The 16,824-nt window shown below is 61.3% G+C and carries 14 protein-coding genes; 7 read left to right on the top strand and 7 right to left on the bottom strand.

Features of this window, described 5'->3' with window-relative positions; genetic code table 11:
- Positions 1-100 precede the first annotated feature (100 nt).
- On the top strand, positions 101-1,000 hold the full coding sequence (locus MLC70_RS05270; RefSeq protein WP_248182038.1) for a LysR family transcriptional regulator: 900 nt from the start codon (positions 101-103) through the stop codon (positions 998-1,000).
- Here the strand turns inward: MLC70_RS05270 and MLC70_RS05265 are convergent.
- Positions 997-1,680, bottom strand: a complete 684-nt coding sequence (locus tag MLC70_RS05265; RefSeq protein WP_248182037.1) for a transglycosylase SLT domain-containing protein — start codon at positions 1,678-1,680, stop codon at positions 997-999. The genes MLC70_RS05270 and MLC70_RS05265 overlap by 4 nt on opposite strands.
- A gap of 124 nt (positions 1,681-1,804) precedes the next feature.
- Here MLC70_RS05265 and MLC70_RS05260 point away from each other — a divergent pair, with 124 nt between their 5' ends.
- Together MLC70_RS05260 and MLC70_RS05255 are read left to right on the top strand one after the other, a co-directional pair.
- A complete protein-coding gene (locus MLC70_RS05260; RefSeq protein WP_248182036.1) occupies positions 1,805-2,626 on the top strand; it encodes a DUF2059 domain-containing protein in 822 nt (273 codons plus the stop codon).
- A gap of 76 nt (positions 2,627-2,702) precedes the next feature.
- On the top strand, positions 2,703-3,905 hold the full coding sequence (locus tag MLC70_RS05255) for a M24 family metallopeptidase (RefSeq protein ID WP_248182035.1): 1,203 nt from the start codon (positions 2,703-2,705) through the stop codon (positions 3,903-3,905).
- On the opposite strand, the gene MLC70_RS05250 is transcribed toward MLC70_RS05255, so the two are convergent.
- Both MLC70_RS05250 and MLC70_RS05245 read right to left on the bottom strand, forming a co-directional pair.
- Entirely contained in the window at positions 3,878-4,840 is a 963-nt protein-coding gene (locus MLC70_RS05250) for a VanZ family protein (protein WP_248182034.1), read from the bottom strand. The genes MLC70_RS05255 and MLC70_RS05250 overlap by 28 nt on opposite strands.
- A complete protein-coding gene (locus tag MLC70_RS05245) occupies positions 4,840-5,118 on the bottom strand; it encodes a peptidylprolyl isomerase (RefSeq protein WP_248182033.1) in 279 nt (92 codons plus the stop codon). The genes MLC70_RS05250 and MLC70_RS05245 overlap by 1 nt, the downstream gene beginning before the upstream one ends.
- 183 nt (positions 5,119-5,301) lie before the next feature.
- On the opposite strand from MLC70_RS05245, the gene MLC70_RS05240 reads away from it, so the two are divergent.
- The 4 genes from MLC70_RS05240 (at position 5,302) to MLC70_RS05225 (ending at position 9,328) form a co-directional block, all read left to right on the top strand.
- Positions 5,302-6,888, top strand: a complete 1,587-nt coding sequence (locus MLC70_RS05240; RefSeq protein WP_248182032.1) for an ABC-F family ATPase — start codon at positions 5,302-5,304, stop codon at positions 6,886-6,888.
- Positions 6,889-6,922: 34 nt separating this feature from the next.
- Complete coding sequence (locus MLC70_RS05235) at positions 6,923-7,492, top strand: DUF1415 domain-containing protein (RefSeq protein ID WP_248182031.1); 570 nt, start codon at positions 6,923-6,925, stop codon at positions 7,490-7,492.
- Between the two features lie 187 nt (positions 7,493-7,679).
- Complete coding sequence (locus tag MLC70_RS05230) at positions 7,680-8,411, top strand: polyamine aminopropyltransferase (protein WP_248182030.1); 732 nt, start codon at positions 7,680-7,682, stop codon at positions 8,409-8,411.
- A 14-nt stretch (positions 8,412-8,425) separates the two neighbouring features.
- Entirely contained in the window at positions 8,426-9,328 is a 903-nt protein-coding gene (locus MLC70_RS05225; protein ID WP_248182029.1) for an NAD-dependent protein deacetylase, read from the top strand.
- A 23-nt stretch (positions 9,329-9,351) separates the two neighbouring features.
- Here MLC70_RS05225 and MLC70_RS05220 read toward each other — a convergent pair whose 3' ends face one another.
- From MLC70_RS05220 to MLC70_RS05205, 4 genes are all read right to left on the bottom strand, one after another.
- A complete protein-coding gene (locus tag MLC70_RS05220) occupies positions 9,352-10,179 on the bottom strand; it encodes a metal-dependent hydrolase (protein WP_248182028.1) in 828 nt (275 codons plus the stop codon).
- A gap of 209 nt (positions 10,180-10,388) precedes the next feature.
- Positions 10,389-11,801 carry a sodium-dependent transporter gene (locus tag MLC70_RS05215; protein ID WP_248182027.1) on the bottom strand — a complete coding sequence of 471 codons (1,413 nt, stop codon included), beginning with the start codon at positions 11,799-11,801 and terminating at the stop codon, positions 10,389-10,391.
- Positions 11,802-11,893: 92 nt separating this feature from the next.
- Complete coding sequence (locus tag MLC70_RS05210) at positions 11,894-12,994, bottom strand: Glu/Leu/Phe/Val family dehydrogenase (protein WP_248182026.1); 1,101 nt, start codon at positions 12,992-12,994, stop codon at positions 11,894-11,896.
- A 116-nt stretch (positions 12,995-13,110) separates the two neighbouring features.
- The gene (locus MLC70_RS05205; protein WP_248182025.1) at positions 13,111-16,623 is read right to left on the bottom strand and encodes an indolepyruvate ferredoxin oxidoreductase family protein; all 3,513 of its coding nucleotides are present in this window, start codon (positions 16,621-16,623) and stop codon (positions 13,111-13,113) included.
- Positions 16,624-16,824 lie beyond the last annotated feature (201 nt).

Genomic DNA, 16,824 nt, shown 5'->3' with positions numbered 1-16,824 from the left:
AGTTAGGGATCTATCTTTAATTTACAAACAATTCTAAGGGTTCTTATTTGCAGCATAAATACGTTAAAATCCGTACTCACGTTGCAAATATGCAGTCACTATGGACTGGGATTATCTTCGATATATTCACGCACTGGCAATAGGCGGAACACTCGCCAGGGCCGGCGACATTCTGGGTGTTCACCAGACCACGGTGTTGCGGCGGCTCGACCAGATGGAAGAGGCGCTGGGAGTGCAGTTTTTCGAGCGTTCCCGGGACGGTTTGCAGCTCACACCGGTGGGCGAAACCGCGTTCAGGGAAGCCCAGCGGCTGACCGTCGAGATGGACAATCTCGAGCGCAAGCTGGTCGGCCAGGACTCCGCACCGGTAGGCAAGGTTCGCCTGGCGGCGGAGGATGCCATGATGGCGCCGTTGCTCAGCCCGATACTGTCCGATCTGGTGCGGGAGTTTCCGGATATCGAGCTGGAAGTGCTGACCGATAACGACGTGGCCAACCTCAGTCATCGGGAGGCGGATCTGACCCTGCGCCCCGAGAACAAGCCCCAGGCAACTCTGGAGGGTGAGCGCGTCGCCGCCGTTGAGTCTGCGGTGTATGGCTCGGCGCAGTACTGCCGGCGACATCGCAATATGGACGTCGAGAGTCACCCGGAGGGCTGCGTATGGATCATTCCGGATGAGACCTTCAGCCACCTGGCGACCGGGCGCTGGTACCGCAAGCATCTGAAAAATGTGCCATCGGTGATTCGCTGCAACAGCCTGCAGTCGATGCACGCATTGGCCATCGCAGGCGCCGGCCTGGCGGTGCTGCCGTGTTACCTGGGGGAAAGCGCGAGAGAGCTGCGGCGGCTGTCGGAGCCTCTGGAAGGCGAGAGCGTTGATTTGTGGCTGCACGTCAACCACGACACCCAGCAAATGGCGAGGGTGAGGATCGTCATGGAGTATCTGGTGGAACGATTACAGTCACTGCAGACGCTGATCGAACCCCGGCGCCAGGCCTAGCCACAGATCGGCCAGAACTGATACCAGCGCCAGCACTGGAACTCTTTCTCGCAGCTTTTCAACTGGTTGTCGTAGCGATAGGCGCGGGTTTGCACCCGTGAGGCGAGCTCGACGATGCGCGGTTTGGCCTCATAGCTTCGTCGGGCATAGCCGGTGCGGCCTTCGTGGTAGGCGAGGTACAGGTTGCGCGGGCTGTGAAAGGGAATGCCGAGCTGGCGGTTGGTCAGATAATTGTACCAGCCGACAAAATCCAGGGCATGTTCCATATGGGTCCGCACCACAAAGGGCCCGTCACCGTTCGCTTCCAGGTACTCGCCCCAGGCCGGGTCCAGCGCCTGCGCGTAGCCATACGCCGAGGTTGGTCTGGTCCAGGGTATGAATCCCCAGAGCGTGCGTCGCGGGGGGCGCGCGTGGCTCCGAAAGGACGATTCGTAATACACGAAGGCCATCTGTGTAGCGATGGGCGTGCCCCATTTCTCCTCGGACTGTCTGGCGTAGTCATACCACACCGGTTGTTCGCGGAAGATCTCACACACGTTCTCCTGCTGCAGGGGCGGCTCAGGCTCAAGCAGGCTGAACCTCAGGGTTGCCCAGCTGGCGATCACCAGGCCGAGCACCGGCAGCCCGTACCACTTCAGTCGAGACTTCCAAACATTAAGACGTTTGCTGAGCTTACTCATGGGCTGGAAAACCAGAACCCTCCGTTACCCTACCAATTTGTCATCAAACCACACCCGGTATCGCTTGCAGGGGGTGCTTTTACCGTGGCATAAACCGCCCATCAATCTTCTCGGATGATAGGCCATGAAAGCATTTTCCCAAATTAAACCGGTTTTAGTTTCCGTCGCTCTTTTGTGGGGGACGGCTCAGGCCGCTCCATCTGCCGATGCAGTGCTGGCGGCATCACCCATTGATGACATCGTTGCCCAGTACCCGGCGATGATGAGCCAGGGTATCCGCGACGGGCTCAAGCAAAGTGGCCGGGTGCCGCCGTTCGCGGCAGACACCATTGGCCACATGGTCAGCAACAGCTTTAACGCGCAGAAGATTCAGGCGGAGATCACCGCTGACCTGGAATCCACGCTCAGCGATGCGCAATTGCAGTCGGTGATGGACTGGTACGACACCCCGCTGGCGCAGAAAATTGCCGCTGCGGAAATCGCCGCGTCGCGGCCGGAAGCCTGGGCGGAAATCCAGACCCGCGCAGCGGAACTCAACAGGCGCTTCCGCGGCAGCGAGCGTGTCGACATGTTTGACCGTTTCGACAAGGCCTCGCGCGCAACCGAGAGCGCGGTCGACACCTCCATTGCCGTGCAGCTGGGCCTGGCGACCGCGTTATCCGCTCTGAAAGGCAGCGATGCGGCGTCCTTCGAGCAGATTCAGTCGCAGATCGAGAGCCAGCGCGGCATGCTTGAGGGTATGGTGAACCAGCAGGTTTTCGACAGCTACCTGTTTACCTATCGCGACATCAGCGCGCAGGAACTGGCGCTGTACATTGCATTTCTGGAGAGTGACGCGGGCTCCGGTTTCTCCCGCGTGGTCACTAACAGCATTCAACGCGCCATTACTGCCCCGATTGAGTCCATTGGCAGCCAGATGGTGCGCTTTCTCAATCCCGGGAGCTGATTCCCGGGCCGAGAGTTGATCAACGGAAGTTTTGGGTCCACCCTTCTGAAAGGAAGCGTTTGCGGGAGGATGCCCCATGGACTTCAATGCCTACCAGACTGCACTGTCCAGTGTCGCACGGGGCGCGGAGTGTCCGTTCCCACCCGCAGAATTCGAGTCCCGGCTGGCCAGGGTGCGGGCGGGTATGGCCCGAGACGACATCAGTGCGCTTCTGCTCACTGACCCTTCCGATATCTTTTACCTGACCGGCTACAGCACCTTCGAGGTGTCGGTGCACGTGGCGCTGGTGGTGACGCCTGCCAGCCTCCTGTTGCAGGTGCCCTCCATCGAGATGGGGCCGGCCATGGTCACCACCCGGGTGGAACAGGTGGTGGGGTATCGCTGGGAAGGCATCGGCGAGGTGCTGGAGCCACTGGTCGAAGCGCTGTCGGGGTTCGAGGAGCGGGTCGGCGTTGATTTCTGGCACGGCTCCCTGCGGCACGGTGTGATCGAGGGTGTCCGGACCCGCCTGCCGGATATCCGGTTTGTCGACAGCGCCTTGCTCCTCAAGCGCGTGCGTATCGTGAAATCCCCGGCGGAACTGGCCTGTCTGCGGCGCAGCGCGCACACAACCGGCCTGGGCCTGAAGGCAGCAGTGGCGGCAGTCAGGCACGGCGTCACCGACAACGAGATCGCCGCGGTTGGCGCCGAGGCGCTGCTGGCCGCTGGCAGTGAGTTCATGAGTATGCAGCCCATTGTCACGGTCGGTCACCGCAGCAGCATTATCCACACCAACCACAAACGCTTTGCCATTGAGCCGGGCGACCCGGTGTTTCTGGAATTCGGCGCAGCCTGGAAACGGTATACCGCCCCGATGATGCAGACAGTGGTCGCCGGAGTGCCGACCCGATCAATGCAGCGGGTGTTTGACGGCTGCCGTCGGGTGGTGGAGGCCTTGCTCGAGACAATAAGGCCGGACGTCAGTTTCGATGCCGCAGCCCGCGCCGGAGAAAAAGCGCTGGCACCGCTGGCGGGTGAGGTGTTTTTCTCCGGGGTGTTCGGCTACACCGTGGGTGCGCAGTTTCCGCCTTCCTGGGTGGAAGGGTCCGGGTTCATCGCCCGGGGGCAATCCTCACGTTTCCAACCGGGCATGGTGTTTCATCTGCCGCTGTGTCTGCGAATACCGGGCCAGTGGGGGATCGGTTGCAGCGAGACTCTGCTGGTCACGGACGCCGGCACCGAAGTCCTGACTACGAATCCCTGGTCGCTGGCTCAGTCCAGCCTCAGCTCTGTCAGGTAGACGGTGCGCGGCTGGGGGAGCCGGATCACAAAAAGCCCCAGTCTGCGGATGTCGGACATGTCCATGGTGCGGGTTCCCGGCGCGTTCTTGACGTCGTCCAGGTTCAGGGTGAAACGGTTGATCCCCGGCTTCAGTTCCAGTTGGGTGTTGAAGCGATCGCCGTAGGTGTTGGCCTCGCGCTCGTGGGCGACGTCGTTGATTCTCAGATTCATAATGAAGCTGTCGCTGTGGGGATTGAACAGCGACAGCCTGAGCTGGTCGTAGCCGCGCCAATCCGGTGCCAGGTTGTCCAGAGACGCGCCGGAGTATAGTTTGGTGTTCAGTGAGATCTCCAGGCTTTTCCCGTCAGTCCGCTCGCTGGCCCCGGAATGCAGGGATGAGGGCGTCACCGGTCCGCGCCAGAAACGTGTGGGCTGTTCGTGGGAAAAGTTGTACAGCAGCGGGAGCTGGCTGTTGATCTCGAACTGCCTCGAGGCCACCACGCCGGCGGCACCCAGTTCAAAAATAACCAGTGCCAGCGACGCTAGCGCCAGTGCGCGCGTGGAGCCCGGGGTGCGGGTTTTGGACGTAAGCAGGGGGTGCCAGGCAAGCACCAGCCAGGTGCCCATCTGATTGCGCAGTACGTCGCGCCAGTCTTCCTGCCGCGCCAGTCCGGACTGCAGCAATTCGATGGCGATACCGATCGCCAGTACCACCAGAGTGACGGTCAGCCACAAACGCCAGCCCTGCAGCCAGCGCCACGGCTGGACCGCGTAGGTGGCCAGCGCGAAAAAGATGAGATGGCCAAGATCCCACAAAGCCCTGTCCAGGGGCGTCGACGACCAGTCCGGCCCACCGACAAAAAACAGGGGAACGATCAGAACAACCCCCACCGCAGCCAGTATTTGTAGAAGCTGGCCGCTGCAGAGGTTTTGCAGGATGGATCCGGTTCTCATCAGCCCCGGCTGGTCACTTCCAGCAGGTGGTAGCCGAACTGGGTCTTGACCGGGCCGATCACGGTGTTCAGCTCGCTGTTGAACACCGCCTTATCAAACTCCGGCACCATCTGGCCCGGGCCGAACGAGCCCAGATCACCGCCGTTGCGGCCGGAAGGGCAGGAGGAGTGCTGTTTCGCCGCGTCGGCGAAATCCTGGCCGCCTTCGATGGCTTTTTTGAGCTCTTCGCATTTTGCTTCGCTGTCGACCAGGATGTGGCGTGCGGTTGCCTGTGTCATGGATAGTGTCCTGTAGGTTTTGGTGAATGAATACTTCAGGGTAGGAATGCTGCCCGCCCTGCCGGCCGGAGGCAAGTGCTTTTTATCCGTGTTTCTGCGGCCTCACGGTTCCGGCCGCAAACCTGTACAATGCCGCCTTTTCTTTGCCGGCGCATCCGGCCCTCACACAGACAGGTCAGTTTCTTGATTTCCACCGCCAATATCACCATGCAGTTCGGGGCCCGGCCCCTGTTCGAAAACGTATCCGTCAAATTCGGCAATGGCAACCGCTACGGCCTGATCGGCGCCAACGGTTGCGGTAAATCCACGTTCATGAAAATTCTCGGTGGCGACCTGGAACCGTCCTCCGGGCAGGTCATGCTGGAGCCCAACATTCGACTGGGTAAGCTGCGGCAGGATCAGTTCGCCTATGAAGAGTGCTCGGTCATGGACACGGTGATCATGGGTCACGAAGAGCTCTGGCAGGTCAAGAAAGAGCGCGACCGCATCTATTCCCTCGCGGAAATGAGTGAGGAAGATGGCATGGCCGTGGCCGATCTGGAAGTGCAGTTCGCCGAAATGGACGGTTATACGGCGGAGTCCCGCGCCGGCGAACTGTTGCTGGGCCTGGACATTCCCCTGGAACAGCACGACGGCCCCATGAGCGCCCTCGCACCGGGCTGGAAGTTGCGGGTTCTGCTGGCCCAGGCGCTGTTCTCCGACCCGGACGTGCTGCTGCTGGACGAGCCCACCAACCACCTGGATATCAACACCATCCGTTGGCTGGAAAACATCCTGGTGGCCCGCAACAGCACCATGATCATCATCTCCCACGACCGCCACTTCCTGAACAGCGTGTGCACTCACATGGCGGATCTGGACTATGGCGAGCTGCGCCTGTTCCCGGGCAATTACGACGAATACATGACAGCCGCTACCCAGGCCCGCGAGCGCATGTTGTCGGACAACGCCAAGAAAAAGGCGCAGATTGCTGAGCTGCAGCAGTTCGTCAGCCGTTTCTCCGCCAACGCCTCCAAGGCCAAGCAGGCCACCTCCCGCGCCCGTCAGATCGACAAGATCCAGCTGGAAGAGGTGAAGCCCTCAAGCCGGGTGAGCCCGTTTATCCGTTTCGAACAGGGCAAGAAGCTGCATCGCCAGGCAGTCACCCTCGACAAGATGAGCAAGGGGTTTGATGAGAAGCCTCTGTTCAGGAACCTGAGCCTGCAGGTAGAAGCCGGCGAGCGGGTGGCCATCATCGGCCCCAACGGCATTGGTAAAACCACGCTCCTGCAGTGCATGGCCGGCGCCTATACCCCGGACAGCGGCGAGGTGAAGTGGACCGACAGCGCCGAGGTGGGCTATTTCGCCCAGGACCATACTGCGGACTTCGCCAGCGACGATACGCTGTCGGACTGGATGGCCCAATGGACCACCGGTGGTGAGCAACTGGTGCGCGGTACGCTGGGGCGGATGCTGTTCTCCGGCGATGATATCGGTAAGTCCGTGCGGGTGATTTCCGGTGGTGAGCAGGGGCGTATGCTGTTCGGCAAGCTGATTCTGCAGAAGCCCAACGTGATGCTGATGGATGAGCCGACGAACCACCTGGATATGGAGTCCATCGAGGCGCTGAACCTGGCGCTGGAGAACTACCCGGGTACGCTGATTTTCGTCAGCCATGATCGGGAGTTTGTTTCTTCTTTGGCTACTCGGATTATTGAACTCAAGGCCGACGGGATTACTGACTTCAGCGGGTCTTACGATGATTATCTGAGGAGTCAGGGGTACCTGTAGGGGCCTTTGACTGAATCAAGGAAACGGCAAGCGCATGGGTGAGAACAAAGTTATTAATGCGACTCGAAAGTGGGTCGAAGACGTGGTCGTGGGATATAACCTGTGTCCGTTCGCCAAACGGGAACTGGTTCGGAACCGGGTTCGGTTTGTCGTATCGGAGGCAGTGACGGAAGATGAGTTACTGCAGGCGCTGCACGCCGAGCTTCAACGGTTGGATGACGAACCCGAGATCGAAACCGCTCTGTTGATCCATCCGGGTGTGCTTCGGGACTTTGGTCTCTACAATGAATTCCTGGACGCGGCAGATGGTCTGTTAGCCTACCTGGATATGGAAGGCGTCTACCAGATCGCCAGCTTTCATCCAGATTATCAGTTCGCTGAAACGGAACCTGACGCGGCGGAGAACTACACCAACCGTTCCCCGTTCCCGATGCTTCACCTGTTGCGGGAAGCCAGCCTGGAAGCAGCGATTGACAGTTATCCGGATGTGGATGAAATCCCCCAACGAAACATTGAGCTGATGGAAAAATTGGGCGAAGACAAAATGCGTAATACTCTTGCAGCATGCTTCAGTAACGCTTTACCAGAGCGGACAGGGGAGTAGAACAAAGAGCCGGTGGGTCGGGCCGTCCAAAACTGTGCGGAGCCAGGGATGGCGGAGCCCAAGCGCCCCATGGATGGGCTTGAGCGTGTTTTGGACGGCCCGACCCACCGGCGACTGCACGGACTATCAGGCTGGTAGAGGCAACTCCCAAGTAAAACCAGCCCCCACACCAGAAGAGTCGTAAGAAATGGGACTGCTTTTCGAACAAATAGACAGCCAGCCCTCGGTGATCGGTGAGATCACCCTGCGCCGAAGACGCATCCCGGCCATTGGCGATCGCGACATCTATGAGGTGAAGCTGGGCGAGGAATTCCTCATGTCCAGCATGTTTGTGGACGCCGAGGTCGCGCTGTCTGATATCGGGCTGGGCGAGACCGAAGGGGATAGCCTCAGTGTGGTGGTGGGCGGTCTTGGGCTGGGGTATACCGCCGTGGCGGCTCTCAAGCACCCGCGTGTCAGTGAGCTGCTGGTGGTGGAGTACCTGCAACCGGTGATCGGCTGGCATCAGCAGGAGCTGGTGCCGTTGGGCAAAGACCTCAATGCCGATGCACGGAACCGCTACATCCATGGCAGCTTTTTTGAGCTGGCCATCGCCGATCCGGACACCGGAGGCTTTGATCCCGCGTTACCGGGTAAGCGGTTTGATGCCATTCTGCTGGACATCGACCACTCGCCGCGGGCGCTGCTGCATAACTCCAGCGCGAGTTTCTACACCACCAACAACCTGCGCCTGATGGCACGTCAGCTCAAGCCCCGGGGCGTGTTTGCCATGTGGTCCAACGAGGGCGAGGATGAGGCATTCATGGCGGTGTTGCGGGAGGTGTTCATCGATGTGGACTGCCACGTCGTAAGTTTCTACAACCCGTTCCAGAACAGGGAATCGTTCAATACTGTTTATGTGGCCCGCAAGCCGGGCTGAAAGCCGGAGTCTGTGTGCCTGTGACCACCCATCGAAGCCGACCGTTCCGCTCCAGCCAGCGTCTGCCCGATCCGGCGCAGCCGCCGGTGTTGCACGAGCCGGACGAGGCGGGGGCGCTGCTGGCAGAGTTTATTCACCGCTACCCGAAGCTGATGGTTCTGACCGGTGCCGGGGTCAGCACAGATTCCGGCATTCCGGATTACCGGGACGGTGACGGCGCCTGGAAGCGCAAGCAGCCGGTTCAGCACAACGCGTTTATGGAAGACATTCACACCCGCCGCCGCTACTGGGGCCGCAGCCTGATCGGCTGGCCGGTGATGCGGAATGCCCGGCCGAACCCCTCCCATCATTGCATCTCCGAACTGGAACGACTCAACCACAGCCACCGGGTGGTAACCCAGAATGTGGACCGGTTGCACCAGCAAGCCGGTACCCACGCGGTGACCGATCTCCATGGTCGCGCCGATGAGGTGCTGTGCATGAGCTGTGGTTATCGCTGCCCGCGGGATGAGGTGCACGACCGCTGTGCCGATCTCAATCCCGGATTCCGGCAGTACACCGCCGACACCGCGCCGGACGGGGATGCGGATCTGAATGTGGATTTCGCGGATTTCCGTCTGGTGGATTGTCCGAAGTGTGGGGGTATTCTGAAGCCGGATGTGGTGTTTTTCGGGGATTTTGTGCCCAAAGAGCGGGTGGTTTCTGCGCTGGATGCCCTCAAGGCCTGCGATGGTCTGCTGGTGATCGGCTCATCGCTGATGGTGTATTCGGGGTTTCGCTTCTGCCGCTACGCGTCCGAATGGGACAAACCCATTGCCACGTTGAATCTTGGGCGCACCCGGGCTGATGAGCTGGTGTCGCTGAAGCTGAATGCCCGCATCGGCGAGACCCTCAGGGCCTCGCTCGAGCGGTTGTAAGGGGGCCTGGATGGGGCGAACCCTCAGGCGAGATTGAGCTGCTTACGCCACTTGCGCAGCAGGAATTCGGTGTCGTGCTGCCAGGGGTGGAAGTTCGGCTTGAAGTAGTCCAGGTACTCCGGGATGATCGCCGTGAACAGGCCTTTGGGGCCCCACACGCGGTTCAGACCCTTGGCCCAGGAGCGCAGGTTCAGCAGCTGCTTGTCTTCGCGCATCAGCTCCACGATAAAAGAGTGGATCGCCACCATGATCAGCGCGGTGATCAGTGCCATGCTACCCATGCGAATCGCGTAGTCCGCCACGCCCTTGTCGTAGAGCTTCTCATAGGTGTCGAAGGCAACAGCTTTGTGCTCGTTTTCTTCCACGCAGTGCCAGGCCCACAGGGTGCGCATGGAAGGATCGATGGAGTTGACCAGATCCTCACGCTTAAGCAACTGGGCAGACAGAATGCCGGTGAAGTGCTCCAGGGCAACGGTGGCGGCCAGATGCACGCGCTTGTTGTTCAGCAGCGGCAGGTTCTTCGCAGACAGAAAGCCCCGGGTCCAGCCTTCCAGCTTCTTGATGTCAAAACCCTGATTGATAGCGCCTTCGTTGAAGTGGCCATGCTCTTTCGCGTGCATGGCTTCCTGTCCGATAAAAGCGCCGATGTCCTTCTGCAACTGCGGATCATTGATCTGGTCGCGTACCGCTCGGACGCTGTCCACAAAGAAACGCTCGCCATCCGGAAACAGCGCGGACAGGGCATTGAACAGGTGTGTCATGAACGGGTCACTGTCGACCCAGTGCCGTGGCACTTCCTCAAAACCGAAGTCCTGACGGCGTACGGGAAACGATGCGGTTACTGCTGACATGGTGTGACCTCTCTGATCCATTGTTCTATGCCGTTCACTTTACGGGACGCCCATCCGCTTTGGCCGGTTAGAAAGGGACAGAATGTGGTCACAGCTGTAAAACGGTGTGAAAAGACGTAAAGCGTTGGGGGCAGGAAGTGCAGTCGGGGCAAGGGGCAAAAGGGGGTAAGGGGGGGCAGGGAGACGGCAAACACCGCCTCCCTGGCGCCTTACAGCAGGTTGTAGATAAACACCACCGCTACCGCCACCGGTGTAACGAAGCGAACGGTCACCAACCACAGGTTGAACATCGCCGGCGACAGCGACAGCTCGTTTTCCATGGCCTGGCGGGACATCACCCAGCCGGCGAACAGCGCCACCAGCAACCCACCCAGCGGCAGCAGGATGTTGGCGGTGAAGAAGTCGAGCAGGTCGAAGATGGTCTTGCCTTCCAGCATCGGGATAAAGCCCAGTGGGGCCACATCCGCCCACAGGTTCAGGGACAGGATCGAGGCAATACCGAGTGCCCAGCAGACAATGCCGGCCGCCAGGGTGCTGACCGCTCGGTTCATGCCCTTTTGCTCCTCCAGCCATTCCACAATCGGTTCCAGCAGGGAAATCCCCGACGTCCAGGCCGCGAAGATCAGCAGTACAAAGAACAGGGTGCCAAACACGGTGCCCATGGGCATCTGGCCGAAGGCCAGGGGCAGGGTCTGGAAAATCAGACCGGGCCCGGCGCCTGGCTCGAGGCCATTGGCAAACACAATCGGGAAGATGGCCAGGCCCGCCAGCAGCGCCACGCCGGTGTCGATGACAGAGACTGTGATCGAGGTTTTGGCGATGGAGATGTTTTTCGGCAGGTAAGAGCCGTAGGCCATCATCACCGCCATGCCGAGGCTGAGAGTGAAGAAGGCATGGCCCAGCGCCACCAGAATGCCTGCGGTGGTGAGTTTGGAAAAGTCGGGCTGGAACAGGAAAGCTGCGGCCTCGCCAAAGTGGCCGGTGGTCATGGCGTAGCCCACCACCACCAGCAACAACACGAACAGGGCCGGCATCAGGATGCTGACGGCCCGCTCCAGGCCGGCGCGCACGCCGCGTGCGACCACCACCATGACCATCGCCATGAACAGGGTATGCCAGGCCAGCAGGGTCGTGGGGTTGCTGAGCAGCCCCGAGAAAATGGCACCAACCGCGTCGGCAGACTGGCCGGTGAGCTGGCCGCTGGCGGTGGTGCCGACATAGGAAATGGCCCAGCCGCCGATGACGGAATAGAACGAAAGAATCAGGAAGCCCGCCAGAACGCCGACGGCGCCCACCAGTTTCCAGGCCGGTTTCAACCGGTCGCGCTCGGCAATCAGGCGCAAACTGTTGACCGGGCTGCGCCCGCCGCGCCGGCCGATCATGACTTCTGCCATCATGATGGGGATGCCGACAATGGCAATGCAGAGCAGGTACACCAGAACGAAGGCGCCGCCGCCGTTCTCGCCGGTAACGTAGGGAAATTTCCAGATATTACCGAGGCCGACGGCGGAGCCGGTGGCAGCAAGGATAAAGGCGAGGCGCGACGACCAGAGGCCGCGTCTGGCGTTGGCGCCTTCCAGTGCCCCCGGATAGGTGGCCGAACCTGATGAAGTGACAGACATGACGATCTCCTGCGGTACTTGTTTTTGTCAGGGATTAAAAAAGAGGAACTGCAGAAGCCTGCAGCTCCCAAGGGGGGTGCACCGGTGTCAGGTTACCCGGTGCAAGCCAACCGCTCAGGCGCCAGCCCGGCACCCGCGGTATGTTTGTGAAACCGCTCTTCCGCCAGTTCGTTAGCGATGGCCCCGGTGGGGCGGCCTGAACGGCTGGAACGGTTGAAAATTTCGGTCAGGGTGTCGCCGATGGTGTCCACATGGGCGCGCACGGTGCCCGGCGTGGCGCCGGTGCGCTCATAGAACACATCGATGATACCGCCGGCGTTGATGGCGAAGTCCGGGGCATAGAGAATGTCCCGATCCCGCAGCATGGCGTCGTGTTCCGGGCGCGCCAGCAGGTTGTTGGCGGCACCGGCAACGATCGGAGCCCGCAGCCGCGGGATGCTGTCGCCGTTCAGCACCGCGCCCATGGCGCAGGGAGCCACCACATCCACCGGCAGGAACAGAATGTCCTCAGCAGACGCCGGTCTGGCGCCCAGCTGATCCACTGCCCGCTGCATGTTGTCCTCGTGGATGTCGTAGACCCACAGCTCCGCGCCCGCCTCTTTCAGGTGCCGGGCGAGCCGGAAACCGACGTTGCCAATGCCCTGAATGGCGACTTTCAGGCCAGTCAGATCGGTGCGATCCAGCTTGTGCTTTACAGCGGCCTGCAGGCCAATGAACGTGCCATAGGCCGTGGCCGGCGAGGGGTCGCCGTTGCTGGGGTTGCCGTCAAAACCGGTGCGGTCGGCAATACCGGCGACGTGCCGGGTGTGACGACCCATCACCTTGAGGTCCGGTACGCTGGTACCCGAGTCCTCCGCGGCAATGTACTGGCCGCCCAGGCTTTCCAGATGGCGGCCGAGGGCTTCCATGAGTGCCTCGGTTTTGTCTTTGCGGGGATCGCCAATGATCACCGACTTGCCGCCGCCCAGATCCAGGTTGGCCAGGGCAGACTTGTAGGTCATGCCCCGGGACAGCCGCAGCACATCACGCAGGGCTTCTTCGTCCGTGGCGTAGGGGAACATGCGGCATCCGCCCAGGGCCGGGCCGCGGGAGGTGTTGTGGATGGCCACAATGGCTTTCAGTCCGGTTTCCGGGTCACAGAAAAAGGACAGGTGTTCGTGGTTGTCGAACTCGGGATGGCTGAATACGTTCATGGCGTTTTGCCTCTCGTCCGTGGCCGCCGCTGCCCTTGTGAGGCCTGCGGAAGCGACTTGATGGAGCGGGCAGCCGGCCCGGCCCCAAGGTAGAGGCCGGCCGCCCTGTTTACAGTTTAGACCGCCGCGTTGGCGATTTGCTGATGTTCCCGCGCCTGCGGGTTGAGCTCGGCCCGCCACTGGTTGCGTTCCTTGCGGGTGGCCTGGTAAGCGTGCTCTTTCACCGGGCCGTAACCGCGGATTTTGGCCGGCAGGCTAGCCAGGTTGCGGGCCGCCACGGCGTGATCCGAGCTCAGATGCCGGAGCAGGAAGGCCACGTCGGCCTCGTATTCCCGGATGATCCTGCGTTCCAGCCGGCGATCGGCGGTGTAGCCGAACGGGTCCAGCGGGGTGCCGCGCAGACCCCGGGCTTTGGCCAGCAGCGCGAACACGGTTTCCATCCACATTCCGAATTTGAGCTTTTTCGGCCGTTCCCCGTTCTTGCTGCGACTCAGAAGCGGGGGCGCCAGATTGAATTCCAGCTCCACTTCGCCCTCGAACTCTTCGGCAAGTTGCTTGCGCAGGCTGCCATTGCTGAACAGGCGGGCCACTTCGTACTCGTCCTTGTACGCGAGCACCTTCGCGTAGTTCTCGGCAATGGCGCGGAACAGCATCGGGTCGCGGCCCAGCCTGCCAGCAATGGCTTTCTCCGCAGCGCGCACCAGTTTCTCGTATCGTCTGGCCAGTGCGATGCTTTGATAGTCGGTCAGGTGCGCCTTGTTGCGTTCGATCAACTGATCGGTGGTTTCCATCACCTGAACCGTCTGTGCGCCGGCAGCTTTCGGTGCCGGGAACGCCAGCGCCCTGACCTTTTCCAGATCATGGGCAGCGCGGCGGCCCCACAGGAAGGCCTGCTTGTTTTTCTCGACGGACACGTTGTTCAGCTCGATGGCACGTTCGATGGATTGGGCACTCAGGGGCAGCAGGCCCTGCTGATAGGCGAAGCCCACAGTAAACAGGTTCACCGCCATGCCATCGGCCATCAGCGCCTTGGCCAGACCACCGGCATCGAGGAACCAGCTGCCGTCGGCGCGGCAGGCCTCCCGCACACTCTGCTCCATGGATTCGCCGGGGAACTGGATATCCGGATCGCGGGTGAACGCTGCGGGCATCGCCGGCTCGGCATTGACCACCGCGCGGGAAAAACGGGTGTCCAGTTTCGCCAGGGCGTCGTCGGTGGCCGCCACCATCAGGTCAAACGCCAGCATCAGGTCCGCTTCGCCGGCGGGAATCCGCACCGCGTGAATGTTTTCCTGGCGGTCGCTAATGCGTATGTGGCTGACCACGGCGCCGAACTTCTGCGCCAGGCCGGTCTGATCCAGCACCGACACCCCTTTGCCTTCGATGTGAGCCGCCATGCCCAGCAGGGCGCTGACGGTCACCACCCCGGTGCCACCCACGCCGGTGAGCAGAATGCCGTAGGGGTCGTTGCCGGACACCGGTGTTGGCTCGGGCAGGGCAGGGAAGTCGACGTCGGCGCTGACGCCGGCAGGCTTCTTTAGCTTGCCGCCCTTGACGGTGACAAAGCTGGGGCAGAAGCCACGCACGCAGGAGAAATCCTTGTTGCAGCCAGACTGGTCGATGGTGCGCTTGCGGCCCGCGTCGGTTTCCTTGGGCAGGATCGACAGGCAGTTGGACTGGATGCCGCAATCGCCACAGCCCTCGCACACGTCGGAGTGAATCATCACCCGCTGGTCGGGATCGGCCATGGTGCCGCGTTTACGACGGCGACGTTTTTCGGCGGCGCAGGTCTGATCGTAGATGATCACCGAGCAGCCCTCGAGCTCCCGCAGTTCCCGCTGAACCGCGTCCAGGTCGTTGCGGTCATGGAAGGTGGTGCGGTCGGCAAAGTCCGCGCGGGACGGGTACTTGTCAATGTCGTCACTGACCACGGCAATGCGACGAACGCCCTCGCCGTAGAGCTGGTGGCTGATCTGCTGCACGCTGAGGGTGCCATCTACCGGCTGGCCGCCGGTCATGGCCACGGCGTCGTTGTAGAGAATTTTGTAGGTGATGTTGGCGCCGGAGGCAATGGCCGCGCGAATGGCCAGCACGCCGGAATGGAAATAGGTGCCATCGCCGAGATTCTGGAACACGTGCTTCTGGCTGGTAAAGGGCGCCTGGCCAAGCCAGGTCACGCCCTCGCCACCCATCTGGGTGAAGGTGTCGGTGCCCCGATCCATCCAGGTGGCCATGTAATGGCAACCGATGCCGCCCAGGGCACGACTGCCCTCCGGCACCTGGGTGGAGGTGTTGTGGGGGCAGCCGGAGCAGAAGTGCGGGGTGCGCTCCAGACGCTCCCGCGGGTTGGCGAGGCTGTGTTCTTTTTCGGTGAGGAAGTCCAGGCGTTTCTGCAGGGTGTCGTTGCAGTAGCGGCCGTCGAGCCGAGAAGCGATGGCGCGGGCCACCATGGCGGGGGTCAGTTCGGCAATGGTCGGCAGCAGATCGTGACCGTGGTCGTCCCGTTTGCCGATGACATTGGGCCGTTGGCCATCCTGCCAGCTGTAGAGCTGGGTTTTGAGCTGATCCTCGATCAGCCCCCGCTTTTCCTCCACTACCAGGATTTCTTCCAGGCCCGTGGCAAATTCGTAGATGCCCTCCGGCTCCAGCGGCCAGGGCATGGCGACCTTATAGACGGTCAGGCCGATGGTTTCGCGTTCTTCCTGGCCCAGCCCGAGGTCGGCCAGGGCCTGAATCACGTCCAGATAGGCTTTGCCGGTGGTGACAATGCCAAATCTCGGCTGGCGGGCGGAATACACGGTGTGGTCGAGCCGGTTGGCGCGGCAGAAGGCTTTGGCGGCCTCCAGCTTATAGCGGTGCAGGCGTTCCTCCTGCGCCATGGGTTTGTCCGGCCAGCGGGAATTGAGCCCGCCTTCGGGCATCGGGAACTCGCGTGGCAGGCGAATGTCGATGCGGCTGAGATCAATGTTGGCGGAAATGGACGAATCCATGTTTTCTGCCAGGGCCTTGAAGCCCACCCAACAGCCGCTGAAGCGGGACATGGCCCAGCCATACAGGCCCATGTCCAGAATGTCCTGGATGCCCGCCGGGTTCAGTACCGGCATCCCGGCATCGAGAAAGGCGTAGTCGCTCTGATGGGGCAGCGTGGAGGACTTGCAGGCATGGTCGTCGCCGGCCACGGCCAGCACACCACCGAAACGGGAGGTGCCGGCTGCGTTGGCGTGTTTGAAGACATCGCCGGTGCGGTCGACACCGGGACCCTTGCCGTACCACAGGCTGAACACGCCATCGTATTGGGCGCCCTCGAAAATATTGACCTGCTGGGCGCCCCAGACCGCCGTTGCACCCAGGTCCTCATTGATGCCCGGGAGAAAGTGGATGTTCTGTTTTTTCAGATAATCGCGAGCTTTCCACAGCACCTTGTCGAAACCGCCAAGGGGCGAGCCGCGGTAGCCGGAAATAAAGCCGGCGGTATTGAGGCTGTTGGCGCGATCAAGCTGGGCTTGCAGCAGGGGAAGGCGGGCCAGGGCCTGGCTGCCGTTCATGTAGACAGTGCCGGAATTTTTTTCCCAGACATCGTCAAGGCTGACGGGACGCAGCCCGTCGGGGGTGCGTGAAACATGTGGCATGTGTGAAATCCTCTCCCACCTGGCCGGATCTCGGCATGAGCGGGTATCTTGTTCTTGTCGTCCGGCTTTTGGCCGGCGGTTCGATTTCAGGTGTCCCGGTGCTCCGTTCTGGAGTGCCCTTTTGGGGCGGAACGAAAAACAAATTAGCTGCAATTGACGTTAACGTCAACGCTGAAACCGGAATCTTTAGATGCAGTCGCC

This window comes from Marinobacter goseongensis (genome assembly GCF_023156235.1).
Taxonomy (GTDB): Bacteria; Pseudomonadota; Gammaproteobacteria; order Pseudomonadales; family Oleiphilaceae; genus Marinobacter; species Marinobacter goseongensis.
The sequence above is the reverse complement of the archived record's forward strand: the minus strand, read 5'-3'. Positions and strand labels throughout refer to the sequence as shown.